Genomic DNA, 26,961 nt, shown 5'->3' on the forward strand with positions numbered 1-26,961 from the left:
TTTCGCTCCACGCTTCCTCCCCACGGTCGGTCGCCCTTCCGCAGTTGCGCTTCACTTCGCTCGCTGTGGTCAACTTGCCGCGCGACTTGCACCCGCAAGAGTGCGCCCATGCTGGGCGCACAAAAAACACGCCGCTGGTTCAGCGGCGTTCTTCTATCGCTTCAGGCTAATCAGAAATCCGTCGTCATCGACAGCAACAGCGTGCGCGGCGCGCCCATCGTCAGATATCCGCCGATGGTCGATGACCAGTACGATTTGTTCGCCACGTTCAGCACGCTGGCGCGGAAGGTCGTCGGACGGCCGTAGATCGCGGTGGCGTAACGCGCGCCGAGGTCGAAGCGGTCCCACGCGGGAATCGACAGCGTGTTACCCACGTTCAGATACTGCGAGCCCGTGTGAATCCAGCGCGCCGTCAGCGTCAGGCCTTGCAGCACCGGCCGTCGTATTCCGCGTTGACGTTGAACATCATGGTCGGCACGCCGATCGGCATGTTGCCGTCGTTCGCGGGCGTGCCCGTGTTCTCTTCCGTGCCGTGGATGTACGTTCCGCCCGCGATCAGCCGCACGCCCTTCACCGGCTCGCCGAATACCGACAATTCGATGCCGCGATGCTTCTCCGTGCCGTCCGCCACGTAATAGCCGACGCTGTTCTGATACGTCAGCGGCTTCTAGATCTGGAACGCCGCGAGCGTCGCGCCGTACTGGCCGTTGTCGTACTTCGCGCCGACTTCCCACTGCTTCGACTTCTGCGGCGGTAGTTGCTGGCCGAAATTCAGTGACGTGCTCGGCGCGGTATCGCCGATCGTCAGCGCTTCGCTGCGGTTGGCGAAGAACGCCACGTTCTGCCACGGCTTGACGACGAGGCCGAACACCGGCGTCGTGATCGACTGGTTATAGGCTTCGGTCTGTTTGCCGGTGTAGTCGTAGGCATCCGAGTTGATTTCCTGATGACGCGCGCCGACCGTGAACAGCACACGATCATTCAGGAATCCTAGCGTATCGGAGATCGATACGCTGCGCAGCAGGTTCAGCGACGTCGTGCCCGGATCGGTCAGATTGCCGCCCGAGAGAATCGTCGCCAGCGACGGCACTTGCGGCGTGTCGTAGAGACTCGTCGCATAGGAGCTGCCGAAGGTGTAGGCCGACTTCGAATCGACGCGCACGATCGACGCGCCCGCCGTCACGAAATGCGATACCGGTCCGGTATTGAAGTGCCCGCGCACGCCCGCTTCCGCCGATTCGCCGTCTTCCTTGTGCGGCACGCCGAGACGCCCGCCGGTCACGCCCGCCGTCGTGATATTCGGCGACCCGTATTCGCCGTGCTCGTTCGTATGACGCGTGCCGCCGGTCACGTACGCCGTCCAGCCCGGCAGAAAGTCGTACTCCGCGCGCAGGATGCCGACCGTGTCCTCGATCGAGCTATAGCTCCAGGTCTGCGCGTAGTTGTACGTTGCCGACGGCGGCTCGGGAATGTAGTTCGCGTAATCGTTGACGACCGGACGGCCGCCGTTGATGCGCTGACGCTGATACAGAAAATCGCCGTACAGACGCAGCTTGTCGCCGCGCCAGTCGAGCGACACCGCCGTCGTGTTGTCGCGACGATGTTCGCCGTCGACGGCCTGCTCGCCATCGTGATTGGCCTGATTCACGCGGATGACGAACTGCCCTTCGCTGCCGAATCGACGGCCTACGTCCACATGCGCGCCGATTTCGCCCGATGCCGTGCCTTCCAGCGTCACGCGCGTGACCGGCTTGTCGTCCGCGCGCTTCAGTTGCAGGTTGAGGCCGCCGCCGACCGCCGAACCCGTCGGCGATGCGCCGTTGAGGAACGCGTTGGCGCCCTTGAACACGTCGACGCGTTCGAGCGCGTCGGTCGCGACGAGCTGACGCGGCGTGATGCCGTACAGGCCGTTGAGCGACACGTCGTCGCCCTGCAACTGGAAGCCGCGAATCACGTACGTTTCCGCGAAGTTGCCGTAGCCGTTCGCCGTGCGCACCGACGGATCGTTCGCCAGCACGTCGCCGATGGTGCGCGCCTGCTGGTCTTCGATCAGCTTCGACGTGTAGGTCGTCATGCTGAACGGCACGTCGATGTTCTTCTGCTGACCGAGCACGCCGTAATCCGCGCCGCGCGCGACTTGACCGCCGCCGTAGGTCGGCGCGAGATCGCCGGGCAATTGTTCCTTCGACGCCTGCACTTTCACGGCGGGCAGCGCGTTGTCGGCCGGAGCGGCTTCGGTCGATTGAGATTGAGCGGGCGCGGAGAGCGAGAACAGCAGCGCGACGGCGGGCGCGATGGCGACGATCGCGGCGCGATGCGCCAGCGTCTTCGCAGGCCCGGCCTGCGAGGAATGCGTACGGAAAACAGGCATGAATCGGGCAGTTCAGGAGTGGTCGGTCTTCCGTCCCGGGGCATCAGTGGAATCCGGGCGGCGTTGTGTCGAGTCGTCCGACCGTGCGCGTGGCCGCGCTGATGTCGTCGCTCTTTGTGGAGCGAAAGTATAAGTTAAATGCGATTCGTTATCATTCAATATCGACGCGATTTGCAATGGCGCAACATCTCGCGATCGAACGACAATCGTTTGCTGCTTTATTCGATTAAGTCAAAATTGCTGGCTTTTATCAGCTTTTATCAGCTTTTATCAGCGTAAGCGATCGGCCGCCGAACCGCGCGACCGATCGTAAAGCGATGAAACGTAAGGCGTTTATTGCGCGCCAGCGCGACCGCCGCGCGTGACCGCGGCTTCCGACGAACGCCTGCGCGCCGAGCGCTTCTTCAGCCAGATCATCAATCCGGTGATGCTCAGCACCGCCACCGCGACGCCCACCGCGCTGATCAGAATGCGCCCCGGCAAGCCGATGATGCGTCCCGAGTGGAGCGGAAACTGCGCCTGCATGAAGATATCGCCCGCCGTGCCGCGTCCCGGAATCGACGATCCGGCGAGCGCGCCCGTGTGGCCGTTGTAATAGAGCCAGGGATTGCCGAGCCCGACATCGACGTGTTCGTTGCCCGGCTTGAAGAAGCCGACGCCGTACGCGGGCATCTGCGGCACGAAGTACAGCGCGCCCGCCGGCGTGTCGATGCCTTCGCGTTTCGCATCGCGGGCGGCGTTGGCGAGCACTTGCTCCTTCGTGATGTCGAGGCTTCCCGCCGGAGCCGCACTGACGAGCGCCGGGTTGCCGAGGAAGCCCGGCGACAGCTTCGAGAACGCCGACACAATCGGCTTCACGACCGGATCGGAGAGATTCATCGAGATCGACGTGAACGCCATCATCAGCAGCAGACCCCAGATCCACACGCCGCCCGAGCGGTGCAGATCGAAGGTCAGCGCATAGCCGCCGCGCTTGACGCGGAACGCGAACGACTTGCGCCACGCCTTCACGCTCGGAAACGACAGGATCAGCGCGACGCCGCTATCGAAAAACCACAGAATCCCGACGATGCCTATCAGCCACGTCCCAATGTCGAAGCCGCCGACGATCGGCAGATGCAGCGTGTAATGCAGCTTATAGAGGAACGGCATCAGATCGAGCCGCGCCAGCGACACCGCGCCCCACATGCGGCGCGCCTGCACGTCGCCGGTGGCGGAATCGACGGCGATCTGGTTGTAGTCGACGTCGAACGGCGCCTTGGTCGCCGGATTCGTGCGCGGCATCACCATCATCTGCAGCGTATGGCCCGGCTCGACCGACAGCGGCAGATATGTCACTTCAACGCGCGGATCGGCGGCTTCGACGCGTCGCGCCAGTTCCAGCGACGGCAAGGCCGGAGCGGCGGTTTTCGCCTCGAAGAACACGGGATTCAGCATCCCGTCGATCTCGTGATCCCACGCGATGATTGCGCCCGTCAGCCCCGAGACGAACAGAAACAGCGCCGTCGCGACGCCGAGCCAGCGATGCACGCGAACCAGAATCGGCCTCATGTCCGGTGCGCTCCCGGTTGAGATTCGCTGGAACCGCGCACGTGGTCGACGTCGATCATGAATGAAGCATCTCTGCGAAATGGGAATTGTTCGCAATTCTAGCGGCGAGCAGGATTCGTCACAAGACTTTCGAAAGCTTTACATTGCGCGTTTAAGCAGATGAATACATAGCGAAAGTGTCCGTAACCACGCGAATTGCGGACAATTGTTTACAAACCGATGCCGATTCGTCAGAATTCCCGTCATTAAATGCGAATGGTTCGCATTTAATGACACTCGAGAGACGACGGGAGAAACATGACTTCAGCAGCGCGCAGCGCCGGCACTCGCGGCGGATGGACCTTGCGGCCATCGACAATGGCGGCTCTTCTGCTTTTCGCCACGACCCAATCGGCGCTCGCGCAGCAAACGACCGACGCCGACGCACCCGCGGACGCATCGGGCGCGACCGAAGCCACGCTGCCCGCCGTCTCCGTCACGTCGACGACCGAACGCGATCAGGGACAGCATCTGCGCGAAGACATCAGCAGCGGCGCGCTCGGCACGCGCACGCAGCTCGACACGCCCTACTCGACGACCATCGTCACCGGCAAAGAACTCGCGGATCGTCAGGCCAAGAAGCTCGGCGACGTGTTCGCGCAAGACGCGTCCGTCTCGGACAACAGCAATCCGTACAACGCGTGGGCGAGCTACATCACCGTTCGCGGCATGCAGCTCGACTGGCAGAACGGCTTTCGGATCGACGGGCAGCAGATCAACGCGTACGGCATCACGATGCCTTACGAGCAGCTCGAAAGCGTGCAGTTGCTCAAGGGCCTGTCCGGCTTCATGTACGGCTTCGGCGCGCCCGGCGGCGTGGTCAACTACGTGACGAAGAAGCCACCCGTCGGCGACAAGCAGATCGCCAGCGTCGATGTCGGCTATGCATCGACCAACGTGTGGTCCGAGCATCTCGACCTCGGCGGACGCGTCGGTCCGAACAACATGTTCGGCTATCGCTTCAACGCGACGCACGAAGAAGGCAAGACCTACAACGACGGCAACGTACGCCGCGATTCGTTCTCGCTCGCCGCCGACGCGCGCATCACGCGCGATCTCACCGCGACCTTCGGCGCGTTGTATCAGGAGCGCCATGCGTCGGGTATCAACACGTCGATTTCGACGGCGAACCTGACGGGCGTCGGCAACGCGCTGCCGGTGCCCTTGAGCGGCGGCAGCAGCACGCTAGTCACGCCCGATCAGCATCTGAACACCAATCTGCAGATCTACACGGCGGGCGTGCGCTACAACCTGAATCAGGACTGGACGATTTCCGCGACCTACGGCTTCAGCAAGAGCACGCGTTATCGCAACGAGAGCACGTTTTATCTGACCGACCTTGCCGGCGATTACGACGACACGCGCTTCGAAGGCAAGGAAGGGCATCAGCTGAACCAGTGGCAGGTGATGGCCGAAGGTCTCGTGAAAACCGGGCCGTTCTCGCATCAGCTCGTGTTCGGCGCGTCGTATCAGAAGCAGACAAGCGACTACACGGCCAACTCGTTCTACGGACAGATCGGCACCGGCAACATCTATCAGCCGAACCTCAACAGTTACGACAGCCAGGGCTTCTACACCTATCGCAACGCCGATATCGTGCAGAAGGCGCTGTTCGCGAGCGATACCATCGCGCTGACGTCGCGCTGGTCCGTGCTCGGCGGCGTGCGTCTGACCAACTACGAGCAGCACGGCTACGGCATCGACGGCACGATGACCTCGACTTATTCGCAAAACGGCGTGGTAACGCCGTCCGTCGCGCTGATGTACAAGCTCACGCCCGGCACGACGCTGTACGCGAGCTATGTCGAATCGCTCGAAGCGGGCAATGTCGTCGGCACGACATACGCGAACTCGGGCGCGGTGCTCAATCCGCTGCGCAGCAAGCAATACGAAGTCGGCGTGAAGACGCAGAACGAGCGCTGGAGCGCGACGGCCGCGCTGTTCCGCATCGAACGCGGCGCGCAGTATGCGAACGCCGACAACATCTACGTGAAAGACGGCGAATCGGTATTTCAGGGCGCGGAAGCCGGCGCGGACGTGCGCCTCGGCCGCGACTGAACCGTGGGCGGCGAGCTGATGTGGATCGCGACGAAGTACAAGAAGGGTTCAGCATTGGCTCTCGATGTCTATGCTTGGCTAGCCTATCGCCTTCACCAGATACAGGGACGTCCGCCGACCGTTCATTGGCGAAGCCTACGCGAGCAATTCGGCCAGGAATACAAGGGCAAAGACCCGGACAAAGACTTCAAGAAGAAATTCCTGCCAGCGTTGCAAGCGGTGATGACGGTCTACCCAAAAGCCAGGGTCAAACGCGTGACAGGCGGGCTCCTCTTAATGGCATCGCCACCGCCGATTCGCCCGGCCGTGCATGCTGTTAGCAAGCTTGTGGACTCAGCGAGTTATCCACGTTAGATCGGCCCCCACGGACGCGTTAAATCGGACCTCCCCTAAACCTGTAAGGTTTGCTTGTAAAGATTCTTGTAACTTCTTCTGGTAGTTGGTGCCCGTGGACTTGTGGACAATGCGCTTCGCGCACCGTCGACGGCCCCGTGGACAACCGCAAGCGGTTGCCCACAGTCCGACGCCTTTGCCCACAGGGTCCACCGGCCTATCCGCTGCATGTGGACAATGTGCTACGCGTACCGACCCGTCGGGCCTTTGCCCACATTCCGCTTTCCCAGCTATCGATATGTACGATCCGCAATCAAAGCGGCTGCATCGACGGCACCTATGCTCGCCTTTACGCCCCCCAGGAGACTACTTAGCGAGCTCGCCCGAACACACGATTCGGCCATAACTTTCGATGGCCTTTTGAATAGCCGCTTCATCGTCGATACGCAAGCTCCGGCGCTCGTCGTTGAGTCGCCTTTGCAGCTCGAGCAATTCATCAATGCGACGCACGTCCGGACGCGACTTTTCCCGCTCTTCGCCAATGTCACGCGACGCGATCGCAACCACGTTGCCAATCGTCTCGAGTGCCGTCTCGTAGTCCGCCAGTTGGTCATCCGTCCAGGTCTTCATCGCATGCCTCGTTCTCGTCCATCCATACAGCCAGTCACGATTGACCTTATCTCGCAATTGGGCAACCTCGCCAAGCGCACTTCCATCGTCGCCACGCCGGCCGTTCCATCATCCCTCGATCGGCGTTGCTTGCCTCCCTTAGACTGCTCCATCGGCATGCAAATATGCCGACAGTAAGTCGGTGCCATTTAATGACTGAAAAATGTTCACCTGATCAGCCCGATGTCTGGCACAAGCAACACATTTTCACTCGGCGAGACATATGCACAAGGAGCTACTTTGACCTATGCGGAGCACCTCTTCAAAGCCGTCAATTCTGCTTGGAAAAATCTGTTCGCACGAGCTACCTTCAAACTTCAGCAAACTGCTGCGTAAGTTCTAGGACTAGGACAGGGTAGGATTTGTAATACCGCCAAATTGGCGCTATTACAACCGGCAGCGCACCAGTCGTTTCACTCCCTAAGCGCAGCCTACCGTCCCTGCTCAGGGCGTCGCCCCGAGACCCTGACTTCGAGAGAGAAGGGTGAAATTGTGAGTACCAGCGAACAACGAAAGGAGAACCGGCACGCTTCCACCGATACGGTGCTTTGAAGACGAGGAAGCCTTAGTCCGGGAGAAGGCGAAGGATTGCGGCATGAGCGTCGGCGAGTTCGTGCTCGCGGCGGCGCTCGGCCGTCGCACTCGCTCGAAGATCGACGCGCACATCATCAATGAGCTTCGCAGGCTCGGTGGCCTGCAAAAGCATCTGTTCAATGAGGGAGGAGGTGTGCTTTCGAAGGAATACGCGGCGGTATTGGTGGAGCTGAAGCAAGCCATCCTGCGGATCGACCAACGGGACGCGTAATGCAAACGGAACGGCCCATCAATGGAGATGCTAGTTGTGTGGCCCGGTATCGTTTCAATGGCGATACGGTCACGATCCTGGCTGTGTGGCGCTCGAAGGAAACGGGATACCGACCGTGACTGACGACGAGGCCAAGGCACGGATTGCCGTGCTCCACGACGACGCGGCGGCCATTCTAGCCGAGCAAGGGCTAACGCCCCTGCAGGCGTATCGCTTGATTCTGGAGTGGGTTGCAGTTCGACACGAACCCACGTTGCAACTCCTTGTCGATGCGACAGCCTATGACCGGTGGTATGTGGAAGAGGTTCGTAAGGGCCTTGAAGAAGCGAACGACCCGAATACCAAATGGGTATCCGACAAAGAAGCGCGAGCCAGCTTTGCCAAGAAGCGAGCCGAGTTGCTGGTACGAATCAAGAAAAGCAATGAGTGACGATCACACACGCTGCGGCACGTTGCTGGTCTTTGCCGGCCGGCTCGAGCTGCAGCCCGACATCCTCGCCAAGCTCGGCGAGCGAAAGAACCTGGACCGGGAGGCCCCGCCGTCTACCTGATCCGAATCAGGCGCCCCGCCCGCGTGTTGAAGCACGCGGGCGGGACTTCCACAACACCAACTGGACTAGAGGTGGTGACATGGCAACTAAATATCCTATCAGTCCGGATGCAATCCGGACCGAAATCGCACGCCTCCAAGGGGCGAACGCCCTCATGCGTGCGGCCAACAAAGCGCTGGCGAAGGGCGACGGCACTGCCCTGGTCGACATGGGTTTTTCGCCGGAGCACGTCGACGAGCTGCAGAAGCGCGGTGGCTTTCGGTCGACGTCAGTCGGCAACAACACGCGCATGATCACCTATCTGCGATCGATTGGAGGGCCCCATGCACGCTGAAACCACCCGGTTGCTGTCGATCGCGGCCGCCGTGCTGACGCCGGCCACACTGGCCAGCGTTTGCCGATTGCCGTCGTTTCATCGCCGCGGCTGGCGAATCCTCGATCGCTGAGCGTTTGAGAGCCCGGCGCAGCTCCGGGTCCTCGAGGCCGAAGGCGAGTTGATCCTGCCGGGCCGGCTGCTCGAGCAGCAGCAGCTCGAGCACCAGACGCTGCGATCGACTGCCTCGCTCGAGCAGCGCCGGTGAGGCCTGGCTGAGCATGAAATCCTTACGCTGCACGAGATCCGCACTACCCTCGCATAGCAAAACCGGGCCATCAGGCCCGGTCGTGCTTTACTAGAACCCCAGCGTCGTTCGCAACCGCGACGCTGTGTCATCGACCCTTCGGCGAGGCACAAGCACTCGTATGGATGGCAACGCGTAATCGTTGAACCACAGGACGAGATACGTGTTGCCCCTTTCAGCCTCTTCGAGCTCCCATCGCAACACCTTGTCGATCGGCAGTTGCTTCGCGATGCCTTTCGTCTTGTCGACCACCACTACACTTCCGGTGTCCGACGAGATCCCGACATACTGACCTTCGGTCGGGGTGCTGGCCTCGACGGCTGCATGAAAACCCGCCGGAGCGATGCGTTGCACCTGCCGCTCCAGCTTTGTGGTCACGTGCCTGGCGAACCACCGGAACCAGACAACGGCTACAACCAGCCCTGCTAGAGACGCAACGATCCACTGCATTCCGCTGCTCCCTGCACCGATGAACAGCCCAAATCCACCGAAGGCGAGGCCGGCGAGCGACGCTAGGGCCAGCATGACGGGGATCAATGCAATAGCTAAATTAAGCATGACTTATCTCCTCACGAGCGCATTCCGTCAGTCTCACTCGGACGGCTTCCGCCTTTCGGTGCCGAGGTTTTTCTACCACCAAATCCCAGGTTCTCGAGCTTGCCCATGAAGACGTTGAGTGCGCCACGCACTTCACCCGTCGTTTCGCGGCCGAGCGTCGCGGTCGCTACACCACCTGCCCAATTGATCACCTGGTCGGGTACAACGAGGATGAGGCTAAAGCACGTGTGAATCAGGTTCGTGCAGAGCATGAAGTAGATCGCGAGATAGCCAATGATGCTCACGATGCCGGTGAGCGAATCGAACTGCGCATTGGCAACCGCGATCCCATAGAACTTGTTGAGCACCGTCCCTCCAGTGATTAAGGCGGCTCCCCCGAAGAAGAAGCCGATCACCATCAGGATCGGGCGTACCATCACGTTCAGCAGGAATATGTACCCGTGCGCCGTGCGTTGACCCATGCCATCGCCTTCCCCGCCCAAGTGCGTCATCGCCCACAGTGGAGCGGCCACAATGGCTTCGCCGACGATGACGAGCCAATTGATGATCGCCCCGAACCAGGTGATGAACGGGATCATCGGCAGGTACAGAGACAGGCCGGCACCGAGGAGCAAGAGCGGGATAGCCAACATGAAGAACATCGGCTCCGTTGCATGCAGAGCCGCGCCTGCTGCTTTCCCGAGTCCAGCCGCGAAGTTGGCGAGCGTGCCCCAGATGCTCGCATCCGCGCCAGCGACAACTACGTTCAGACCTACCCACGTGCCGAAAGCAGCTTCAACGCCACCCAACACATAGTCACCCAGGTTTTTCATCGTGATGAGCGGGTTCATCGTTCCACGCTCTGCGTCCCCGCTCTTGGTCATCCAATAGATGATCTTCTGGCCAAGAGAGCCGGAGAAAATTTGGCTGAGGACTTTACCGCCATCCTTTGCACCATTCCCTGCAGTGCCGAGTGGTTGGGATGCGGTCGAGCCAGCCTCCTAGAGTTGGAACGCCCTGTCGACCTGGTCGCGCAGTTGGAAAACACCTTGATCGCCCCCTACCTGCTCTTTGTACACATGAGCGATGGCCGAGACCGCATCGGAAAGCTTGCTATTGGCCTGCGCAAACGTCTGATACCAGGCACCTAGAGTCCACCACCCGCCTTCCTTGATCGACGTGCTCAACTGGCTGGCCAGATTGCCAATGTTGCCTGCAGTCGTCGCAGCCTGACTTTGTATCGTAGCCTCATACTGTTGTGCGGCCGACTGGATCGCGACCTCGGCATCCGGGATCACGGCATCAGCGTTCGTTTGCTGATCAATAACGGCTTGCACGAATGCGGCCGCCGGGGCCGACAGCGCGCTTTCCATGGCACTGAGGGCCTGCAGGTGCGCTTGATACAGCGTCGTCGTGTCAATGGTGCCGCCGCTGAACCAGTTGGTGGACTGATCTTGCGGGGTCAACTTCGATGCATCGATGTCAGCTCCCCCGCAGAATTTTGTACCGAGCCCGTTTTTGAATACGAGGCCTTGCGGGCCGTGCGTGCTTTGCACATATTCATTTGGATCCGGCGGAAAGCCCCCATTTGCGCCGACCATAGCCAGGCTCGCGTTGTACGCGTGCATGCACAGGTTTGCCTGATACAAATCTCGCGCGAGCTGTATCGTGCTGGGCATCGCCGGCTGCAGCACCATGCTCTTCCCGTCAGAGAAGAATTGGACTGCTGCGTCGGTTCCCATGTTGGCGAGCCCAACTCCCATGACTGATGCTGCCCACAACATCAGGAGTTGCGCGAGTCCCCAGCCGTTCGCCGTGGGAACGAGCGACGCGAGCCCCCACACGAGCCGGATTGGCCCCCACATGGTGCCCTTGTTCTCTCCATACACTGCCCCGGAATGCGCTGCTTGCGACAGCTTCTTGAACCATACATAACAAGCGAAGAAGGCGCCTACGACGAGCAGCCCGGCATTCGTCACCTGGAAGATGCTGGCAAGGATCGTATCTCCGCCTCCGGCCCCGCCCGTAGCCAACGGGTTATTCACAACGTTACCGAAGACGCTCACGAGGGCTTGACGGCTGTAGTCGCCCGAGCGATTCGCCGCTTGGCTGATCTCTCCGAGCGTCGTACCGTCAGCGAATGCGGGCAGCGCAATGAAACCGCTCAGGAACGCGGCAAGGAAAAGGGTTGTTCGGCGCTTCATGCTTGCTCTCCCTTCTGGTGCTTCCTGAGCTCCGGGTCGAGCACGCTGACAAACAAACCGGGTTCTCGAATGAAGTTGCTCAAGCCGCCGTGTTCAGCTCGGGATAGGCGGCGGTTACGGACCTGCCAGAGGCGAAATTGCGCTTCGAGGCTGGCCATGAACATCACGGGCAGCCCAGCTATAAGCGTGAAGATACCGAGCACGTTACCGCGTGCCATGGCATAGACGGCCATCAGGAGGAATATTGTCCCTGTTCCAACAGCAAGCCGTTTTTGGAAACGAAACCGCCGCTCCAGATCCACAATGCTTGGCGCACCGGTAGATCTGTTGCACATCATTTCCTCGAACCCCAGCTCGCTAGTGGTGCTGCCATCGATCGGCTGTTCGGCGCGAGCCCTCTTCTTCGCGCGCTCGTACAGATCCTTGATGAAGACAACGTTTTCTCCGTGCTGCTGCGACGCTGCCTTGAGAGACTGCACGTTTTTTCGAAACGCGTAGGTCGGGAGGAAGAGGCGCTTTGCAATCTCAACCCCGACGGATTTTGCGGTTTGCTTCACGTCCATCACTTGCTCCCCCGTTTGCGCGAATTTCCTTTGCTGAACTACGCCGCGAAGTCGACCTCGAGGTCGAAAACATCCCTCCACCTGCACGGTTCTCCGTTGGTGGCTCGAAGGTGCTCATGTGCGTCGAGCGCGATGACAAGACAGACTGCCGCTGATGCCAACCAAATCCAGTTGAAGGGGCGAAAGAGGACGGCGGCCATCATGCAGGCCGCGAGTGCGATCATCCATCTTCGTTTTGCCCACAGCGGCGCCGAAGAGGATTCGGTTTTCCCTGTCATGGCAGAAGGGGCCGGCGTTTTGTCGTTGGGGTGTCGCATCATTGCTGCCCCCGACGGTTCTGCTCCATCCAGGCAAAAACTTCATGCTCGTACCAGCACAGCCTGCGGCTATGCGGCATCTTGAATGGGGCGGGGATGAGGTGTTTGTACCGCTCCTTCGCCGCGAATGTGCGAATAGTGGCTGGAGTTTTACCGATCAACTCGGCGAGCTGCTCAACAAATAAGACGCGCGGCGAACTGCCGCGCTCGGCGGAAAGGGAGAACATGTTTGGCTCTCACACACGGGATGAAGCGCGGGTGGAGGGTCGTTCTCCACGTGTGAGGGCCCCTTGCAGGTGGCTAGCGGACTCCCGAACCAAATCGGCATGCTGCAACTTCGCGCATATTGCAGCGCCTTATTGATTCCCTACGCCCGTGCAGAGCGCAGCCGTCATCTGAGTTATCCCTTCACTGACTTGACTCAGCGGCACCAGCATCATCGCGGCCCAGATGGGTAACCGAAGCTGCGAATTGTGCAGATCAATTTAGAGCAAAGCGGCGAATTCGTCAATATCCATATAAAACAATGACTTACGTAATTATGTACGCACGTATGTACGCAATTACGTACCTATGTCGCGTGTCACTTTAGTCGCTTCGCCAGTTCCTCGGCATGAGGGTGGTAGTACCTCATGAGCATCCGCGGATCACGATGGCCGGTAATCTTGGCGAGCTCGTGCATCGGAAATATCGACGCCAAGCGAGAGGTCGCCTCATGGCGAAGATCGTGAAATCGGAGGTCCATCAGATACGACTTGCTAGGAGCCATCCCGGCATCCCTGCACTCGGTGATGTAGACGGCCCTCGCACGTTCAACAGCACGTTCAAAAGCCCGGGTTACCGCGTCGCTACGGATTGGGAAGACCCTGCCGTCGTTACTACGTGTCCTGGCGGCTTTCTGTTGCTCTTTGAGCACTTCGACGGCACGTGTCGACAAGGGAACGTCTCGGGAACTCCCATTCTTGGTGTCCGGCAGATGTGCAACCCGCGCCGGCGCAGGTCGACGTGCTCCCACCTTAGATCGACGATTTCCCCGCGGCGCATGGCCGTTTCGACGGCGACCCAGATGATGGCGGGCAGCAAGTCCGAACCACTTGCCGCCACGACGCGCTCCAGCTCCCCCGCCTCTGTTTGGCGCGGAGAGTCCGTGTCGGTTCCGGCAGTAGCAATCCGGCGGGTACGTGCATTGTTGGCCGGTGGCTTGCGCACTAGCTCGAGGGGATTGAGCAAACTTTCCATACCCCATTCCTTCCGGGCAATGCTGAAGACATGGGAGAGAACAGCGAGGCGCCGCACCACGCTGGCTGGCTTCAGTGGAGGATTGGTCTGTTTCAACCAATCATCCCTCAGTTTGGCAATGTCCGCACTTCGCACTGAAGCCATTGGCCTAGACGCGATGACCGTGCTCTTCCAAGTGCGCAGCAGAGACGCCTCCTGCACGTAGCCCTTTTTGGAGGCGGCGATTTCGCGGTCGTATCGATCGAGCGCTTCCGCGAGCGTGGTCGATTCCGCTTCGGCCCGGCTGACGAAGACGCCGCGATCGATCTCCGACTCGATCAGTCGAGCCCAGGCCTCCGCTTCAGCTCGTGTGTTGAACGTCTTGATCTGTACCGGGTAGCCCTTGCGGCGAACGCGGGCCTGCCACTGAAGATCGCCTCGACGGGTGATAGATGCCATTCACTGCTCCTCAAGTGTTGCGTCTAAGGCTTCGACAGCCCAAGTGGCGCAAAATTGGCGCAATAAATCGAACCTACCAGAGAAAAAGGGCCTAGCCATCGGCTAAGCCCTTGATTCTATTGGTGGAGAGGAGGAGGATCGAACTCCCGACCTTCGCATTGCGAACGCGACGCTCTCCCAGCTAAGCTACCCCCCAACGAGCCAAAACTATACCACAGGCGCATCCGCTTCCAGCAAGCGCCGGAGCAGCATCATTTCTGCTGCGCGCCTGTCAGCACCCACGCGACCACGGTCTTAATATCCGCGTCGTTCATGCGCGGATGCGAGGGCATCGGGATCGAGCCCCACACGCCGGAACCGCCGTTCTTCACTTTCGCGGCGAGCTTGGCGGGCGCTTGCGCGTCGCCCTTGTACTTGTCCGCGATCTGCTGAAACGATGGCCCCACGAGCTTGCGATCGACCGCGTGACATCCCATGCACGCATTGCTCCGCGCGATCGCCATCGCGTTCGCGGCGGAAACCGGCTGCTCCGCCGCCGACGCACCGAACGACACGACGGTAAGCACCGCCGCGCCCAACATCGCACGCACCGTCATCATTTCGCCGTCGAACTGGGATTGGGATTGCCCGAATGCACATTCGAGTCCTTCACGGGCGCGGGCGCCTGCTTGTCCAGCGGACGCGACGTCACCGACGAATCCGGGATCGCGCCGACAGTCGGTTCGGCTGCGGCCGGCGCGCTCGCGGCGGACACCGCGCTCGCATCCGATGCAACCGCCGCTTCGAGCGCCGTCGCCTCTTCCGGCTTGATGTACTGGAACACCTTCACGACCTGCTCGACGCCCGGCGTCTGCGCGGCGACATCCGCGCCGTGCGAACCTTCGTCCTGCGTGACGAGGCCCATCAGATAGACGATGCCGCGCTCGCATACCACCTTGTAGTAGTTCGCGCGCAGATTCGACTTGCCGACCATCGCGGTCTTCACGCGGCCTTCGAGATACGAATCGTTGGCGCGCGACGAGAACGAACTCGCGCCCTGAATCGCCAGTTCGTTGACGATGCTGGCCACGTTGTTGATATCGCGCACGACGGCTTCGGCCTTCTGCTTCGACGCATCGTCGGGCACTTCGCCGGTCAGCAGCACGCGACGGTTGAACACGGTCACGTTGACGTGCGCCGTATCGGGCAGATTCTCGCCGATGCGCGAACTCGCCTTCACCTGAATCTCGCGGTCCTCGGTCTGCGCGCCGAGCGTGCGGCGATCCGTGGCGACCAGCGTGCCGGCCCCGACCGCGCCGACCACCGCCAGCGCACATCCCTGCAACGTCAAGGCAACGCCCGACAACATGCTCACCACGATCGTGGCCTGGGCCAGCGTCGACTTGACGCGTGTCTTGTTCATCAACTCCGTTTCTCCTTGGACTCAGTCTTCGCCGAGCAGCATCGCGTCGATGCCGTCGCAGAGACAGTGAATGGTCAGCAGATGGACTTCCTGAATGCGCGCCGTCCGCGTCGACGGCACGCAGATCGGGATATCGGTATCGGCGAGCACGTCGTTCATCGCGCCGCCCGTCCGTACCGCCCGTTAGCGCGATCACGATCATCTCGCGCTCGTGCGCTTCCTGAATCGCCGCGAGCACGTTGACGGAATCGCCGGACGAGCAGATCGCCAGCAACACGTCGCCCGCCTGACCGAGCGCGCGCACCTGATTCGAGAAGATCTGCTCGAACGCGAACTCGTTGCCGATGGCGGTGAGGATCGACGTATCCGTGGTCAACGCGATGGCCGGCAAGCCCGGACGCTCGCGTTCGAAGCGGCCGATCAGATGCGACGCGAAGCGCTGCGCATCGGCCACCGAGCCGCCGTTGCCGCAGACGAGGATTTTCGCGCCGTTGGCGAGTGCGCCGAACAGCGTATCGACGGCGGCCGCGATCGGGACCGCGAGCGTGTCGAGTGCTTCCTGCGTGAGCGCCGCGCTGTCGCGGAATTGCTGTTGAATGCGTTCGACTGACATCGACTCTGTTGATCGGCCGCGCGATGCGGCGGTTACTTTTGAATCCCGCGAGTTTACCGCATGCGTCGCGCGCGAAACCGTTCGATCAGGTTCCATCGGCGCGAAAGGCATCGGGAATCCAGCGGATACGGCCCGCATCGAAGGCGACGACATCGAAGCGGCAGACCGGCAACGCGCCGCGCCATCGCATCAAATAGTGCTGCGCCGCGCGCACGATCCGCATGCGCTTGGTCGCACCGATGCTCGTCGCCGCATCGGCGAAGCGCCGGCTCGCGCGCGCCCGCACTTCGACGAAAACCAGCGCGCCGCATTCGTCGCGCATCTCGAGATCGATCTCGCCGCCGCGACATCGCACGTTGCGCGCCACGAGCTGCATGCGGCGGCGTTGAAGGTATTCGAGCGCGCGCGTTTCGAAGGTATCGCCGAGCACTTTGGACATGCGCTTCCCGCAAAAGTTGTGAAGACGACGCGTGGCACAATGACGTCCTTTCCCATCGTGCACATCGCGTTCGCGCTCATGCTTCAGATCTCCGAATTGGCCGAAGGGCAGCAGTATCCGACGGGCGCGCTCTATGTCGTCGCGACGCCGATCGGCAACGCGGCGGATATCACCGTGCGCGCGCTGCATGTGCTCGGACTCGTCGATCGCATCGCCGCCGAGGACACGCGCAACACCGCGCAACTGCTCTCGCGCTACGGCATCTCGAAGCCGTCGATCGCCGTGCACGAGCACAACGAACGCAGCGCGGCCGAACGCGTGATCGCGCATCTGCGCGAAGGCGAGCGCATCGCGTGCGTGTCGGATGCAGGCACGCCCGGCATCTCCGATCCCGGCGCGCGTCTGGTCGATGCCGTGCGCGAGGCCGGTTTCCCCGTCGTCCCGCTGCCGGGCGCGAGCGCGCTCACCACGGCATTGAGCGCGGCGGGCGCATTCGTGAGCGGCTTCTCGTTCATCGGTTTTCTGCCGACCAAGGCGAAGCAGCGCGCGACGCAACTGCGCGCGCTTGCCGGTCATCCGCTCGCGATGGTCTTCTACGAAGCGCCGCATCGGATCGTCGAGACGGCGCGCGCGCTCGCCGACGCGTTCGGCGACGCGCGGCAGATTCTCATCGCACACGAGTTGACGAAGTTACATGAGAGCCTGCATCGATGCACCCTGGCCGAATCGGCTAGCTGGCTCGAGGCGGATGCGAACCGTCAGCGCGGCGAGTTCGTGCTGGTCGTGCAAGGCGCGCCCGAAACCGAGGACGCTGACGACGCGCATGATGCGCTGCTGGGGACGCTGCTGGAGGAGCTGTCGGTGAAAAGCGCGGCGCGTATTGCCGCTACCTTGACGGGCGCGCCGCGCAACGCGCTCTACGAACGCGCGCTGCTGCTCGCCAAATCTAGCCAAACGGACAAGGAAGACGAATAAAAAACGGGCTGCCGAAGCAGCCCGTTTTGCGTTGTCAGCGATATTCCGCGACGATCAATTATCCGCCGCCAGCGACTGCGATTGCTCGCGCGCCGTGCGTGCTTCTTCCTGCGACAAACCTTCGATCTTCACCTTCTGCGTGCCGTCGCTGCGCATACCGAGTTTGGCCGCCGCCGCATACGACAGATCGATGATGCGGCCCTTCACATACGGCCCGCGATCGTTGATCTTCACGACGACGGTCTTGTGGTTCGCCTCGTTCGTCACGCGAACATACGATGCCAGCGGCAACGTGCGATGCGCCGCCGTCAGCGCGTTCATGTTGAACTTCTCGCCGCTGGCGGTCTTGCGGCCGTGGAACATGCGGCCGTACCAGGACGCGCGGCCTTTTTGTTCGAAGTCGCTGACGTCGGGGCCGCTGGTGATCGGCTCGGCGTCGGACAACGATTCGCCCTGCTTGGACTTGTCGTCCGGCAGGTTCTTCAGGCTGTTGTCGAACGCGAGCGGCGCGGTCGAAGTCGAGCGGGCATTCGCCGTGCTGACGACGTTAGTCGTCTGAGGATTGGACGCGACGTCGCTGGAACCCGGCGCGGCGCAGCCCGTGAGGATGACGGCTAAAGGGCCACCGATATGTCGAAAAATTCGAGCATTCATGGTCGTATTGTTGGCAGTAAGGAGCGTTCGCGCAGCGCTGGTCGGCGCGCACAGCAACGCTCAAGGCGGCCGAGCAACAAACGACAAACGCCGTTCGGTCGACCGAACGGCGCAAGCATGCTCGGGTGCGGCGAAAATGGCGCCGCAAACGCCCGGTTATTGTTCACGTCTGGCCGGACCTTTCCCGGCAGCCTGACCAGACCCCACATGCCGCCAAGTCGAACGCGAAGCAGACAGGCTTCGCATTCATGCGCGATCAACCAGCGCAGGAACGGCGGCGTAGGCCTCATCCGATACGACGGCGGCAAAGGCCGTCTGACAGACGCGCGGCGTCTGACCGGACAAGACGTGTGCACCAACTGACGGTGCTTGAGTTGCAGTTACGAGGTTTGTGGCCCCCAACGGCGTACTGATGATGCTTGTAAAAACGCACTGGCGCTTCGACCTGCATCCATTGATGGCATGGAAAAATCCTATTCCTATGCCGGACCGTCACATTATACAAAAAACGAGGGGTTCGTCCCGCCGAACTGCGATTTTCCTCATTGATTTTCGCTATGACCGCAAGAATTGCTGAATTTTCAGGCATTTGCGCGCCTTTTGGCGGCCCACGCGGGCGCCGATCCGACACCGGTATAATGGACGTTTTTACAGACTGCCTCGCTGCGGCGTGAGTCCCATGAAAGTCATTCTCGTCCCCGTCACGCCGTTTCAGCAGAACTGCTCGATCGTCATTTGCGAGGCGACCCGGCGGGCCGCCGTCGTCGATCCGGGTGGCGATATCGACCGGATCATCGCCGAGGTGGATCGGCAAGACGTGAAGGTCGAGAAGATCTTTCTGACGCACGGGCATCTGGATCATTGCGGCGGCGCACACGCGCTCGCGCAGCATTACGGCATTCATATAGAAGGACCGCATCGGGAAGACGCGTTCTGGATCGATCAGTTGCCCGCGCAGACGCAGCGCTTCGGTTTCGCCGATGCTCAGGCGTTCACGCCCGATCGCTGGCTCGACAACGGCGACACCATCCGCTTCGGCGACGAATCGCTCGATGTCTATTTCTGTCCCGGCCACACGCCCGGCCACGTCGTGTTCGTCAGCGCGAAGCATCGGCTGGCGTTTGTCGGCGATGTGCTGTTTGCCGGTTCCATCGGACGCACCGATTTTCCGCGCGGCAATCACGACCAGTTGATCCGCTCGATCCGCGACAAGCTCTGGCCGCTCGGCGACGACATCACTTTCGTGCCCGGCCACGGTCCCGCGTCGACGTTCGGCGACGAACGTCGCACCAATCCCTTCGTCGGCGATGGAGTCGCGGCATGAACGCCATTCCGGAGATTTACGTCAGCACCGACGTCGAAGCCGATGGTCCCATCCCCGGTCCGCATTCGATGCTGAGCTTCGCGTCGGCCGCGTACACGGCGGACAAGGAACTCGTCGGCACCTTCTCGGCGAATCTCGAAACGCTCGCGGGCGCGACGGCGCATCCGGTGCAGGCCGCGTGGTGGAAGACGCAGCCGGAGGCGTGGGCCGCCAGCCGCAAGGATTTGCAGAAGCCCGAGATCGCGCTGCCGGCGTATGTCGAATGGGTGGAGAAGCTGCCAGGCAAGCCGGTGTTCGTCGCGTATCCGGCGGGCTTCGACTTCACCTATATGTTCTGGTACATGATGCGCTTCGCCGAGCGCTGTCCGTATTCGTGGTCGGCGCTGGACATCAAGACGCTCGCCTTCGCGATGACCGGCCTGCCGTATCGCAAGGCCATCAAGCCGCGTCTGCCGAAGCACTGGTTCGACGAGCATCCGCATACGCACGTCGCGCTGGATGACGCCATCGAACAAGGCGCGCTCTTCTGCAACATGCTCGCCGAACTGCGCGCGACACAGGCCGCGGCGGCTTTGGCGGCCGCCGAAACGAATCCTGCCGATGTGCCGGATTCGGGTATCGCACCTGAAGGTAAAACCGCGCCGTGAGAGCGAGGAGTTAGGGAAACTACCTCAGTCGGGCCGAGTTGCATTGCGTTTCTTTTTCTACGCCTCTAACATGAGAAGGAGATGGCGACCTAACGGAGGCGCAGTTGACACTCGATACATTCTCACAAAAAATCCTGCGTCTTCTGCAACTGGACGCCCGGCGCTCTGTTCAGGAAATCTCGGATCAGGTTGGCCTCTCCAGCACGCCGTGCTGGCGTCGCATCAAGGACATGGAGCAGTCCGGCGTGATTCAGCGCTACACCGCGCTGCTGGATCGCGAGAAGCTCGGTCTGCATGTTTGCGCGCTCGCGCATATCCATCTCACGCGACATACCGAAGGCGGCGTCGAGCAGTTCGAACGCGAAATCGCCACCTGCCCGGAAGTCACCGAGTGCTACAGCACGACGGGCGAATCGGACTACATCCTCAAGATCGTCGCGCCGGATATCAAGGCGTATGACGCGTTTCTGCACGATCGAATCTTCAAGATTCCCGCCGTGGCGCAAGTGCGTACCAGCGTCGTGTTGCGCGAGATTAAATTCGATACGCAATTGCCGCTGTAGTGCATCGCCGGGGCGGACAGTCGGAACGATAATTCCGAGTCTTCGCGCCGGCGATTCATCTCCCTCGAATGTGGATTCGCGGATTACTTTGCGAGAATCGTCCACGAACGAGCATTCGATTTTCCCTTTCGAAAGCAGAACACGCTCGGTTCCATTTTCTTGCGATTGCGCACCGGCATTGCGACGATCGGCGCAATCGTTTGCGAGACAGTTAGCGTGGGCAAAACGTGCATCGGAGATTTCGCATTTTCAGCGAATCGTCGACAAAGCGACCTTTTGTATGTCCTGTAAAGGATTCCGAAAAAAGCGCGCTATCGTTTAAACTGCCATCGCCCGCGCGCGGCGACCGATTCTCGAAAGGGCAACGTAAATCGCCCCGATAGTCAATTTCGATTGCGCGGGCGTCGAACAATCATTGTCTTATGGACAGTCGATAGCCCGATGCGGTTCATCCGCGCAATAAAAAAACCGCGCCCAAAAGACGCAGTTTTATTACATCTTATTGCCAGCAATAACTTACTTGCCGATCAGGAAGCTGTCGCGATCTTGACCTGCGATCCACTTCGGCGGCTTACCGCGGCCCGACCACGTGCTGCCGCTTTCGGGATCGCGATATTTAGGCGCCACGCCCGAGCGGCCGCCGCGCGATGCCTTCGCCGCCTTTGCGCCTCGGCCGCCAGCCAGTTCCTGAAGCGTAATGCCGTAATCCGCCATTTTTTGCTTGATCTCATTAAGCACTTCGGCGTATTCACGCGCCTTCGCTTCCTCAATCTGACGTTCGAGAGACTCGCGTTGTGCGAGAAGTTCCTTGTATGAAGGCATGGCAATTCCCTAAGTGGTTTGCTGACTGCAAGTCGATCCGCTCGCTTAATTCAGTTTGAGTATAGCCTCGGATTGGCACGCAGATCAACACAAAACGATTAAAGTCGGCATGTGCGCATTGCCACGTAAATCGTTCAAGTCGTTATCCTCGTAACATTTGCCGAACAAATCCTATTTCCGGGATGAAAGCCGCCGATGCGCGGAATAGGCGCGTCGTCCGCGAATTAGCGCGTCGCCATGCCACGCGATGCGAGCCGCGCCGATTCTCTGAATCGAACGTGTCATACGATGACAACTTCACGTCTGCGGTCGAACTTCTGCTTTAGAGCATGCAATTCGATTCAGACCTTCCGTTATCGATTTCGCAAAAATTCAACCGTGCCGCGCAAAACAATCGAGCATCGCGCCTTTCAATGCTTCGGCGGTGGATTTAGGCGCATCGAAGGTAAAACGATTGCGGATGCCGTCAAACTGCAAATCGCATCCGTATCGGTCTATCCCCAATAATTCGAGATTGGCCGGACGCGTTGAATGCGCGTCCGCGAAATCGAGCAATTCCGATTCTTCCGCGATGGAAAGCGGCGTCAGCGGATCGAGGTCTTTTGCGTCGATCCAGCCCATCGCGCCGAATCCGCCGATAAAGCGAATTCGCTCGATCGACATGATCCAGAACGCAAAATCGCCGAGCGCGAGATATCTTTCCGCCGCCGGGTGATAACGCAGATAACGCCGCGCGAGATCGGCCTGCCGATCGTCGGGCGCGGGCGCGAACGTGCCGATCGCCGTCAGTCGCTGACCTTCGAGCAGATTGCCGTTTTCCGCGTGCGCGACGAGAAATCCCGCGCGCGGATCGGCTTCGAGATTGCGTGTGTGCTCGGCCAAACGGCTGATGAGCAGCATCGGCGCGTGCGTCGCGGTCGGCGCGAACGGCAAGGCGGTCGAATAGGGAAAGCCTTGCGGCTCGCGCGTATGCGTGGCGAGCGTGCCGTCGGATGCGCGATGCAGCAGATGAATCGGGGCCTGCGATGGAATATGCATGGGTGTCCGCGCGAACCGCGCGCATCGATGAATGCTCTCGATGGTAATGCACCGCGCGCGAGCGTGCGGCCGGGCCGTTCGATAGAATCGAAAGCTTCCGCGTCCGGCGGCATCGCGTGTCGATGCGCCTTTGCGCACTCCTCCCAACGGCGTTTCCGTGTCCGATTCCACATCCGCATCTTCTGCTCAGGCAGCCCGTGAGGCCGCCCACGACGCGCGCGAAACCAGCGCCGCGCTCGCGCTGCATCGCAGCCTGCCGCCCGCCACGCGCGAACGCGCGCGCTACGCCACGATGGCGATCTTCTTTATCGCCGGGATGATGTACGCGTCCTGGGGCGTGCACGTCCCGACCGTGCGCGACAAGTTCGCGCTCAGCCCCGGCATGCTGTCGTTCGCGCTGCTCGCGGTCGCGGGCGGCTCGATCTTCGCGATGCTGACCAACGCGTCGTGGATCGCGCGCGTCGGATCGCGCCGCGCGTGTCTCGCGGGCGGCGGCGGTCTGATCGTGTTCGGCGCGCTGATCCTGCTGACGCCGTATTACTGGATGCTGCTGATCGTGCTGGCGCTGTTCGGCTTCGGCATGGCGACGCTCGATGTCGCGATGAACGCCGAAGCCAGCGCCGTCGAGGAGGCGCTCGGCCGGCCGATCATGTCGTCGCTGCACGGCATGTTCAGCGTCGGCGGCATGGCGGGCGCGGCGGCGGGCGGCGCGCTGCTGGCGCACGGACTCGCGCCGGCGGCGCATCTGGCGCTGGCGTCGGCGGTCAGTCTGATCGTGCTGCTGGTGTCGATTCCGGCGGTTCTGCCGCACGTTCCGCATCAGGACGAGCACGCGAAGGCGTCGACGTCGAATCGCTGGCGCTCGGGCGCGCTGTGGGCGTTGGGCGGCATGGCGCTGATCGCGCTGATCGCGGAAGGCGCGATGTACGACTGGGCGACCGTCTATATGCGCGACGTGGTGCACGCGACGCCGTCGGTATCGAGCGCGGCGTTTTCGGGCGGCATGGCGATCGGCCGATTCGGCGGCGACGCGGTGCGTGCGCGTTTCGGCGCGCCGCAACTGGTGTTCGGCAGCGCGGGCCTGGCCTTCGTCGGCATGGTGATGGCGCTCGTCGTGTTCCCCATCACGCTGGTCACGATGACCGGCTTCACGCTGATGGGTTTAGGCCTCGCCAACATGATGCCCGTGCTGTTCGCGGCGGGCGCGCGCGTGCAGGGCGTGACGGCGGCGGAAGGCCTCGCGCACGTCGCGGGTCTCGCGTATTTCGGCCTCTTGTTCGGGCCGGTGCTGATCGGCGGCGTCGCGCAGATCAGCAATCTGCCGATCGGCCTGTACGTCGTCGCGGCGTGCTGCCTGATCATCACCGTGATCGGGCCGCGCATACTGAAACGCTGGAAGATATAAAAAAGCGCGCGGTCCTTGTCGGAACCGCGCGCTTCTCTTGTCGACAACCGCGAAATTACATCTTCACGACGTCGAGCAGCGTCTTCTTGCCCTTCTTGTAGTCGTACAGCGAGATCACACCGTGCTTGAGGTCGCCCTTCGAATCGAAGGTCGTCTCGCCGATCACGCCCTTGTAGTCCGTGTTCGGCATCGCGGCCAGAATCTTGGCCGGATCGGTGGAGTTCGCGCGCTTCATCGCGTCGACGATGATGTACACCGCGTCATACGTGAACGGCGCGTAGATCTGGATCGGCTGGCCGAAACGCTTCTGATACTTCGCCTGGAACGCCGCGCCGCCGTCCATCTTCTCGAGCGCCATGCCGGCTTCCGAGCACACGACGTTGTCGGCTGCGTCGCCGGCCAGATCAGCCAGCTTTTCCGTGCAGACGCCGTCGCCTGCCAGCACCTTCGCGCGCAGGCCGAGCTGCTTGGCTTGCTTGGCGAACGGGCCGCCGGTCGCGTCCATGCCGCCGTACATCACAGCGTCGGGGTTTTCGCCCTTGATCTTCGTCAGAATCGCGCGGAAGTCCACGGCCTTGTCGTTGGTCGCATCGTGCGACACGACCTTGATGCCGAGCGACTTGGCGGTCTTCTCGAACTCGTTCGCGAGGCCCTGGCCGTAAGCGGTCGAATCGTCGACGACGGCGACCGACTTCACCTTCATGCCCTTGGCTGCGTAGTTGGCGAGTGCCGGACCTTGCTGCGCATCGGTTGCGACGACGCGATACGTCGTCTTGAAGCCTTGCTGCGTGTAGGTCGGGTTCGTCGCCGACGGGGAAATCTGCACGATGCCCGCGTCGCTGTAGATCTTCGATGCCGGGATCGTCGTGCCCGAATTCAGGTGACCGACCACTGCGACGACCTTGTCGTCGACCAGCTTCTGCGCGACCTGCGTGGCGATACGGGGGTCGCCCGCGTCGTCCTGCGGATCCAGTTGCAGCGTGATCTTTTCGCCGCCGATCGTGAGACCCTTGGCGTTGATCTCTTCGACTGCGAGCCGCGCGCCGTTTTCGTTATCCTTGCCCAGGTGAGCAATACCGCCGGTCAGCGGAGCGACGTGACCGATCTTGACCGTCTGGTCGGCTGCTGCGGACGTTGCCAACGTAGCGAACAGCACGGCTGCGGCGCTGATCGGCAACAACTTGTGAAGCTTGGTGTTCATTCGTAAGTCTCCAGTTTCGGTCCCAAAAACAACGTGTTCGCCCTGTGCCCCGTCTTTCATCACGATCGCTCAGTCCCGTGGACGACCACGCCGGATGCATCGTCATGCACTTGGCAAGTCCTTCCGGCCAGCCGTTCTTGGCGGCCGCCATTCGCACTGCGCGCAAGTGTAGGGTTGTCAAATTAATTTAGGGAAGTTTTTTAAGATACTGGTGTCACTACCGATTAATGTCCGGTTGTGATATGCGCGTGTTTGTGGTGACGTTTCCTCGAAGACGTCCGGTGCATGCGGGTTTCCGAGGTGTCACCGCACTTCGTATCACGCGACATTCATACGCATCGGCGTGATTCGGATAATCACCGGCGACTCGCCGGATAGGCCGCTTCTTTAAAGCTTATTTTCAGCTTGCATTAGACCAGTGACTCTAAAAAATCGCGTCGTCGTCAAAGGACGTGCCAGCGTCTATCGGTCGCAGAACGTGGCACGCTCAGGCGACTGAAAGGGAAAACTGGCACACTCACTCGCCTAGGATTTTTCTTCCCGTTCTCATCATTCCCGACCAAGGCAAAGGAGTATCGACGTGACCGTTTCCGTGACTTTCCGATGGATCGACATCCCCACCGACACCGACAGCTTTCAGGGCTATCTCGCGGTGCCCAAGACGGGGAGCGGGCCGGCCGTGATCATCCTGCAGGAGATCTTCGGCGTGAACGGCCATATTCGCAGCGTCGCCGATCAATACGCGGCCGATGGCTACGTCGCGCTCGCGCCGGACGTGTTCTGGCGCGTGCAGCCGCGCGTCGAGCTCGGCTATGAAGGCGCGGATCGCGAAAAGGCGATGGAGCTGCTGAACAAGACCAACCTCGACAAAGCAGTCGCCGATGTCGGCGCGGCCGCGAAGGCGCTGCGCGCGCTGCCCGAAGTGACCGGCAAGGTCGCGGCGATCGGCTATTGCTTCGGCGGACGCCTGGCGTACCTCGCGGCAGCGCAAGGCACGATCGATGTCGCGGTGGCGTACTACGGCGGCGGCATCCAGAACGCGCTCGACCAGGCCGATCAGATCAAGTCGCCGATCCAGTTCCACTACGGCGAACTCGACGCGCACATCCCGATGGATGCCGTCGATTCGGTACGTCAGCGCTTCGCGGGCCGCAAGGATTCCGCGCTGTATGTGTATCCGCAAGCCGATCATGGCTTCAACTGCGGCGATCGCGCGTCGTTCAACGCGAAGGCGTCGGCGCTCGCGCACGGACGCACGCTGACTTTTCTCGGCGAACATATGTAAATGGAAGAGAGCGAGGCGAACGGTTTCGCTTCGTCATCCGAGTGATGGGCGCGCTCGAATCGTCGATGATTCGAGCGGCAACGAAGGGCGCGCGGCGCCCTTCTTTTTGTGCGCCGAGCATGCGCAACAGCTTGGGGGTGCAAGTCCCCTGTCCAGCCTGATGGGGCGAAGGACTAGGCTCTGTTCACATTTGAAGAAATGTGTTTACATCTCATCTTTTGCGTAAGCGATCAAGATGAGTCGAATGTTGCTGACCGATGAGATATGGGGACGACTGGAGTCCATTGTTCCGGGTAAG

Annotated in this window: 25 protein-coding genes, 1 tRNA gene and 5 pseudogenes; 13 read left to right on the forward strand and 18 right to left on the reverse strand. The window is 61.2% G+C overall.

Features of this window, described 5'->3' with window-relative positions:
- Window positions 1-170: 170 nt before the first annotated feature.
- Both BVER_RS27265 and BVER_RS27270 read right to left on the reverse strand, forming a co-directional pair.
- Window positions 171-2,371: pseudogene (locus BVER_RS27265) on the reverse strand (TonB-dependent receptor).
- Window positions 2,372-2,704: 333 nt separating this feature from the next.
- Entirely contained in the window at window positions 2,705-3,922 is a 1,218-nt protein-coding gene (locus BVER_RS27270; RefSeq protein WP_050455916.1) for a PepSY-associated TM helix domain-containing protein, read from the reverse strand.
- 357 nt (window positions 3,923-4,279) lie between these two features.
- Between BVER_RS27270 and BVER_RS27275 the strand changes: the two genes are divergently transcribed.
- On the forward strand, window positions 4,280-6,019 hold the full coding sequence (locus BVER_RS27275) for a TonB-dependent siderophore receptor (RefSeq protein WP_232316855.1): 1,740 nt from the start codon (window positions 4,280-4,282) through the stop codon (window positions 6,017-6,019).
- A 3-nt stretch (window positions 6,020-6,022) separates the two neighbouring features.
- Window positions 6,023-6,373, forward strand: coding sequence for a hypothetical protein (locus BVER_RS27280; protein ID WP_050455917.1), 351 nt, complete (start codon window positions 6,023-6,025; stop codon window positions 6,371-6,373).
- Between the two features lie 345 nt (window positions 6,374-6,718).
- On the opposite strand, the gene BVER_RS27285 is transcribed toward BVER_RS27280, so the two are convergent.
- Entirely contained in the window at window positions 6,719-6,982 is a 264-nt protein-coding gene (locus BVER_RS27285; RefSeq protein WP_050455918.1) for a hypothetical protein, read from the reverse strand.
- Between the two features lie 565 nt (window positions 6,983-7,547).
- On the opposite strand from BVER_RS27285, the pseudogene mobA reads away from it, so the two are divergent.
- The 5 genes and pseudogenes from mobA to BVER_RS35415 all read left to right on the forward strand — a co-directional run.
- Window positions 7,548-7,826: pseudogene (mobA, locus tag BVER_RS27290) on the forward strand (plasmid mobilization protein MobA); the annotation flags it as partial.
- A gap of 115 nt (window positions 7,827-7,941) precedes the next feature.
- On the forward strand, window positions 7,942-8,256 hold the full coding sequence (locus BVER_RS27295) for a hypothetical protein (protein ID WP_050455935.1): 315 nt from the start codon (window positions 7,942-7,944) through the stop codon (window positions 8,254-8,256).
- Window positions 8,249-8,377: a hypothetical protein gene (locus BVER_RS35410; protein WP_269750820.1), complete on the forward strand. Its 129-nt coding sequence runs from the start codon at window positions 8,249-8,251 to the stop codon at window positions 8,375-8,377. Before BVER_RS27295 ends, BVER_RS35410 begins: the two co-directional genes overlap by 8 nt.
- 79 nt (window positions 8,378-8,456) lie before the next feature.
- Window positions 8,457-8,711 carry a hypothetical protein gene (locus BVER_RS27305; protein WP_198155434.1) on the forward strand — a complete coding sequence of 85 codons (255 nt, stop codon included), beginning with the start codon at window positions 8,457-8,459 and terminating at the stop codon, window positions 8,709-8,711.
- Window positions 8,701-8,823 carry a hypothetical protein gene (locus tag BVER_RS35415; RefSeq protein WP_269750821.1) on the forward strand — a complete coding sequence of 41 codons (123 nt, stop codon included), beginning with the start codon at window positions 8,701-8,703 and terminating at the stop codon, window positions 8,821-8,823. The genes BVER_RS27305 and BVER_RS35415 overlap by 11 nt, the downstream gene beginning before the upstream one ends.
- Before the next feature lie 225 nt (window positions 8,824-9,048).
- On the opposite strand, the gene BVER_RS27315 is transcribed toward BVER_RS35415, so the two are convergent.
- The 11 genes and pseudogenes from BVER_RS27315 to BVER_RS27365 all read right to left on the reverse strand — a co-directional run bounded on the left by BVER_RS27315 (window position 9,049) and on the right by BVER_RS27365 (window position 16,812).
- Window positions 9,049-9,555 carry a hypothetical protein gene (locus BVER_RS27315; protein WP_050455921.1) on the reverse strand — a complete coding sequence of 169 codons (507 nt, stop codon included), beginning with the start codon at window positions 9,553-9,555 and terminating at the stop codon, window positions 9,049-9,051.
- An 11-nt stretch (window positions 9,556-9,566) separates the two neighbouring features.
- A pseudogene (locus BVER_RS34730) lies at window positions 9,567-10,469 on the reverse strand (DotA/TraY family protein); the annotation flags it as partial.
- A gap of 66 nt (window positions 10,470-10,535) precedes the next feature.
- Entirely contained in the window at window positions 10,536-11,738 is a 1,203-nt protein-coding gene (locus BVER_RS34735) for a DotA/TraY family protein (protein ID WP_232316856.1), read from the reverse strand.
- Complete coding sequence (locus BVER_RS27325; protein WP_050455922.1) at window positions 11,735-12,301, reverse strand: hypothetical protein; 567 nt, start codon at window positions 12,299-12,301, stop codon at window positions 11,735-11,737. Before BVER_RS27325 ends, BVER_RS34735 begins: the two co-directional genes overlap by 4 nt.
- A 316-nt stretch (window positions 12,302-12,617) precedes the next feature.
- Window positions 12,618-12,845 carry a helix-turn-helix transcriptional regulator gene (locus BVER_RS27335; RefSeq protein ID WP_050455924.1) on the reverse strand — a complete coding sequence of 76 codons (228 nt, stop codon included), beginning with the start codon at window positions 12,843-12,845 and terminating at the stop codon, window positions 12,618-12,620.
- 356 nt (window positions 12,846-13,201) lie between these two features.
- Window positions 13,202-14,295: pseudogene (locus BVER_RS27340) on the reverse strand (integrase).
- A gap of 120 nt (window positions 14,296-14,415) precedes the next feature.
- Window positions 14,416-14,490, reverse strand: a tRNA-Ala gene (locus tag BVER_RS27345).
- 56 nt (window positions 14,491-14,546) lie between these two features.
- Window positions 14,547-14,894 (reverse strand): c-type cytochrome, encoded by a 348-nt coding sequence (locus BVER_RS27350; RefSeq protein ID WP_050455925.1) that lies wholly within the window; start codon window positions 14,892-14,894, stop codon window positions 14,547-14,549.
- A complete protein-coding gene (locus tag BVER_RS27355; RefSeq protein ID WP_050455926.1) occupies window positions 14,891-15,697 on the reverse strand; it encodes a BON domain-containing protein in 807 nt (268 codons plus the stop codon). Before BVER_RS27355 ends, BVER_RS27350 begins: the two co-directional genes overlap by 4 nt.
- 21 nt (window positions 15,698-15,718) lie before the next feature.
- Window positions 15,719-16,310 (reverse strand): annotated as a pseudogene (locus BVER_RS27360) (phosphoheptose isomerase).
- Between the two features lie 85 nt (window positions 16,311-16,395).
- Window positions 16,396-16,812: a YraN family protein gene (locus tag BVER_RS27365; protein ID WP_370444283.1), complete on the reverse strand. Its 417-nt coding sequence runs from the start codon at window positions 16,810-16,812 to the stop codon at window positions 16,396-16,398.
- Window positions 16,813-16,827: 15 nt separating this feature from the next.
- On the opposite strand from BVER_RS27365, the gene rsmI reads away from it, so the two are divergent.
- Window positions 16,828-17,724: a 16S rRNA (cytidine(1402)-2'-O)-methyltransferase gene (rsmI, locus tag BVER_RS27370; protein WP_050455937.1), complete on the forward strand. Its 897-nt coding sequence runs from the start codon at window positions 16,828-16,830 to the stop codon at window positions 17,722-17,724.
- 54 nt (window positions 17,725-17,778) lie between these two features.
- Here the strand turns inward: rsmI and BVER_RS27375 are convergent, their stop codons facing one another.
- Window positions 17,779-18,378, reverse strand: coding sequence for a septal ring lytic transglycosylase RlpA family protein (locus BVER_RS27375; RefSeq protein WP_050455928.1), 600 nt, complete (start codon window positions 18,376-18,378; stop codon window positions 17,779-17,781).
- 679 nt (window positions 18,379-19,057) lie between these two features.
- On the opposite strand from BVER_RS27375, the gene BVER_RS27380 reads away from it, so the two are divergent.
- From BVER_RS27380 to BVER_RS27390, 3 genes are all read left to right on the forward strand, one after another.
- Entirely contained in the window at window positions 19,058-19,702 is a 645-nt protein-coding gene (locus BVER_RS27380; RefSeq protein WP_050455929.1) for an MBL fold metallo-hydrolase, read from the forward strand.
- Complete coding sequence (locus tag BVER_RS27385) at window positions 19,699-20,349, forward strand: 3'-5' exonuclease family protein (RefSeq protein ID WP_050455930.1); 651 nt, start codon at window positions 19,699-19,701, stop codon at window positions 20,347-20,349. Before BVER_RS27380 ends, BVER_RS27385 begins: the two co-directional genes overlap by 4 nt.
- 104 nt (window positions 20,350-20,453) lie before the next feature.
- Window positions 20,454-20,912 (forward strand): Lrp/AsnC family transcriptional regulator, encoded by a 459-nt coding sequence (locus BVER_RS27390; RefSeq protein WP_008352298.1) that lies wholly within the window; start codon window positions 20,454-20,456, stop codon window positions 20,910-20,912.
- A gap of 516 nt (window positions 20,913-21,428) precedes the next feature.
- On the opposite strand, the gene BVER_RS27395 is transcribed toward BVER_RS27390, so the two are convergent.
- Together BVER_RS27395 and BVER_RS27400 are read right to left on the reverse strand one after the other, a co-directional pair.
- Window positions 21,429-21,734, reverse strand: a complete 306-nt coding sequence (locus BVER_RS27395) for an H-NS histone family protein (RefSeq protein ID WP_050455931.1) — start codon at window positions 21,732-21,734, stop codon at window positions 21,429-21,431.
- Between the two features lie 372 nt (window positions 21,735-22,106).
- On the reverse strand, window positions 22,107-22,772 hold the full coding sequence (locus BVER_RS27400) for a HugZ family pyridoxamine 5'-phosphate oxidase (RefSeq protein ID WP_050455932.1): 666 nt from the start codon (window positions 22,770-22,772) through the stop codon (window positions 22,107-22,109).
- 157 nt (window positions 22,773-22,929) lie between these two features.
- On the opposite strand from BVER_RS27400, the gene BVER_RS27405 reads away from it, so the two are divergent.
- A complete protein-coding gene (locus tag BVER_RS27405) occupies window positions 22,930-24,177 on the forward strand; it encodes an MFS transporter (RefSeq protein ID WP_083452395.1) in 1,248 nt (415 codons plus the stop codon).
- Between the two features lie 55 nt (window positions 24,178-24,232).
- Here the strand turns inward: BVER_RS27405 and BVER_RS27410 are convergent, their stop codons facing one another.
- Window positions 24,233-25,378, reverse strand: a complete 1,146-nt coding sequence (locus BVER_RS27410) for a branched-chain amino acid ABC transporter substrate-binding protein (RefSeq protein ID WP_050455933.1) — start codon at window positions 25,376-25,378, stop codon at window positions 24,233-24,235.
- Between the two features lie 580 nt (window positions 25,379-25,958).
- On the opposite strand from BVER_RS27410, the gene BVER_RS27415 reads away from it, so the two are divergent.
- Window positions 25,959-26,663, forward strand: a complete 705-nt coding sequence (locus BVER_RS27415) for a dienelactone hydrolase family protein (protein WP_050455934.1) — start codon at window positions 25,959-25,961, stop codon at window positions 26,661-26,663.
- The last annotated feature ends 298 nt before the right edge of the window (window positions 26,664-26,961 follow it).

The sequence above is a fragment of the Candidatus Burkholderia verschuerenii genome (assembly GCF_001189365.1).
GTDB classification, from domain to species: domain Bacteria; phylum Pseudomonadota; class Gammaproteobacteria; order Burkholderiales; family Burkholderiaceae; genus Caballeronia; species Caballeronia verschuerenii.

What these genes read in the sequence shown, in the direction of transcription:
- BVER_RS27270 (WP_050455916.1), bottom strand. Translation starts at nt 3,922, where the DNA reads ATGAGGCCGATTCTGGTTCGCGTGCATCGCTGGCTCGGCGTCGCGACG.
- BVER_RS27275 (WP_232316855.1), top strand. Translation starts at nt 4,280, where the DNA reads ATGGCGGCTCTTCTGCTTTTCGCCACGACCCAATCGGCGCTCGCGCAG.
- BVER_RS27285 (WP_050455918.1), bottom strand. Translation starts at nt 6,982, where the DNA reads ATGAAGACCTGGACGGATGACCAACTGGCGGACTACGAGACGGCACTC.
- BVER_RS35410 (WP_269750820.1), top strand. Translation starts at nt 8,249, where the DNA reads ATGAGTGACGATCACACACGCTGCGGCACGTTGCTGGTCTTTGCCGGC.
- BVER_RS27305 (WP_198155434.1), top strand. Translation starts at nt 8,457, where the DNA reads ATGGCAACTAAATATCCTATCAGTCCGGATGCAATCCGGACCGAAATC.
- BVER_RS35415 (WP_269750821.1), top strand. Translation starts at nt 8,701, where the DNA reads ATGCACGCTGAAACCACCCGGTTGCTGTCGATCGCGGCCGCCGTGCTG.
- BVER_RS27315 (WP_050455921.1), bottom strand. Translation starts at nt 9,555, where the DNA reads ATGCTTAATTTAGCTATTGCATTGATCCCCGTCATGCTGGCCCTAGCG.
- BVER_RS34735 (WP_232316856.1), bottom strand. Translation starts at nt 11,738, where the DNA reads ATGAAGCGCCGAACAACCCTTTTCCTTGCCGCGTTCCTGAGCGGTTTC.
- BVER_RS27325 (WP_050455922.1), bottom strand. Translation starts at nt 12,301, where the DNA reads ATGGACGTGAAGCAAACCGCAAAATCCGTCGGGGTTGAGATTGCAAAG.
- BVER_RS27335 (WP_050455924.1), bottom strand. Translation starts at nt 12,845, where the DNA reads ATGTTCTCCCTTTCCGCCGAGCGCGGCAGTTCGCCGCGCGTCTTATTT.
- BVER_RS27350 (WP_050455925.1), bottom strand. Translation starts at nt 14,894, where the DNA reads ATGATGACGGTGCGTGCGATGTTGGGCGCGGCGGTGCTTACCGTCGTG.
- BVER_RS27355 (WP_050455926.1), bottom strand. Translation starts at nt 15,697, where the DNA reads ATGAACAAGACACGCGTCAAGTCGACGCTGGCCCAGGCCACGATCGTG.
- rsmI (WP_050455937.1), top strand. Translation starts at nt 16,828, where the DNA reads ATGCTTCAGATCTCCGAATTGGCCGAAGGGCAGCAGTATCCGACGGGC.
- BVER_RS27375 (WP_050455928.1), bottom strand. Translation starts at nt 18,378, where the DNA reads ATGAATGCTCGAATTTTTCGACATATCGGTGGCCCTTTAGCCGTCATC.
- BVER_RS27380 (WP_050455929.1), top strand. Translation starts at nt 19,058, where the DNA reads ATGAAAGTCATTCTCGTCCCCGTCACGCCGTTTCAGCAGAACTGCTCG.
- BVER_RS27385 (WP_050455930.1), top strand. Translation starts at nt 19,699, where the DNA reads ATGAACGCCATTCCGGAGATTTACGTCAGCACCGACGTCGAAGCCGAT.
- BVER_RS27395 (WP_050455931.1), bottom strand. Translation starts at nt 21,734, where the DNA reads ATGCCTTCATACAAGGAACTTCTCGCACAACGCGAGTCTCTCGAACGT.
- BVER_RS27400 (WP_050455932.1), bottom strand. Translation starts at nt 22,772, where the DNA reads ATGCATATTCCATCGCAGGCCCCGATTCATCTGCTGCATCGCGCATCC.
- BVER_RS27410 (WP_050455933.1), bottom strand. Translation starts at nt 25,378, where the DNA reads ATGAACACCAAGCTTCACAAGTTGTTGCCGATCAGCGCCGCAGCCGTG.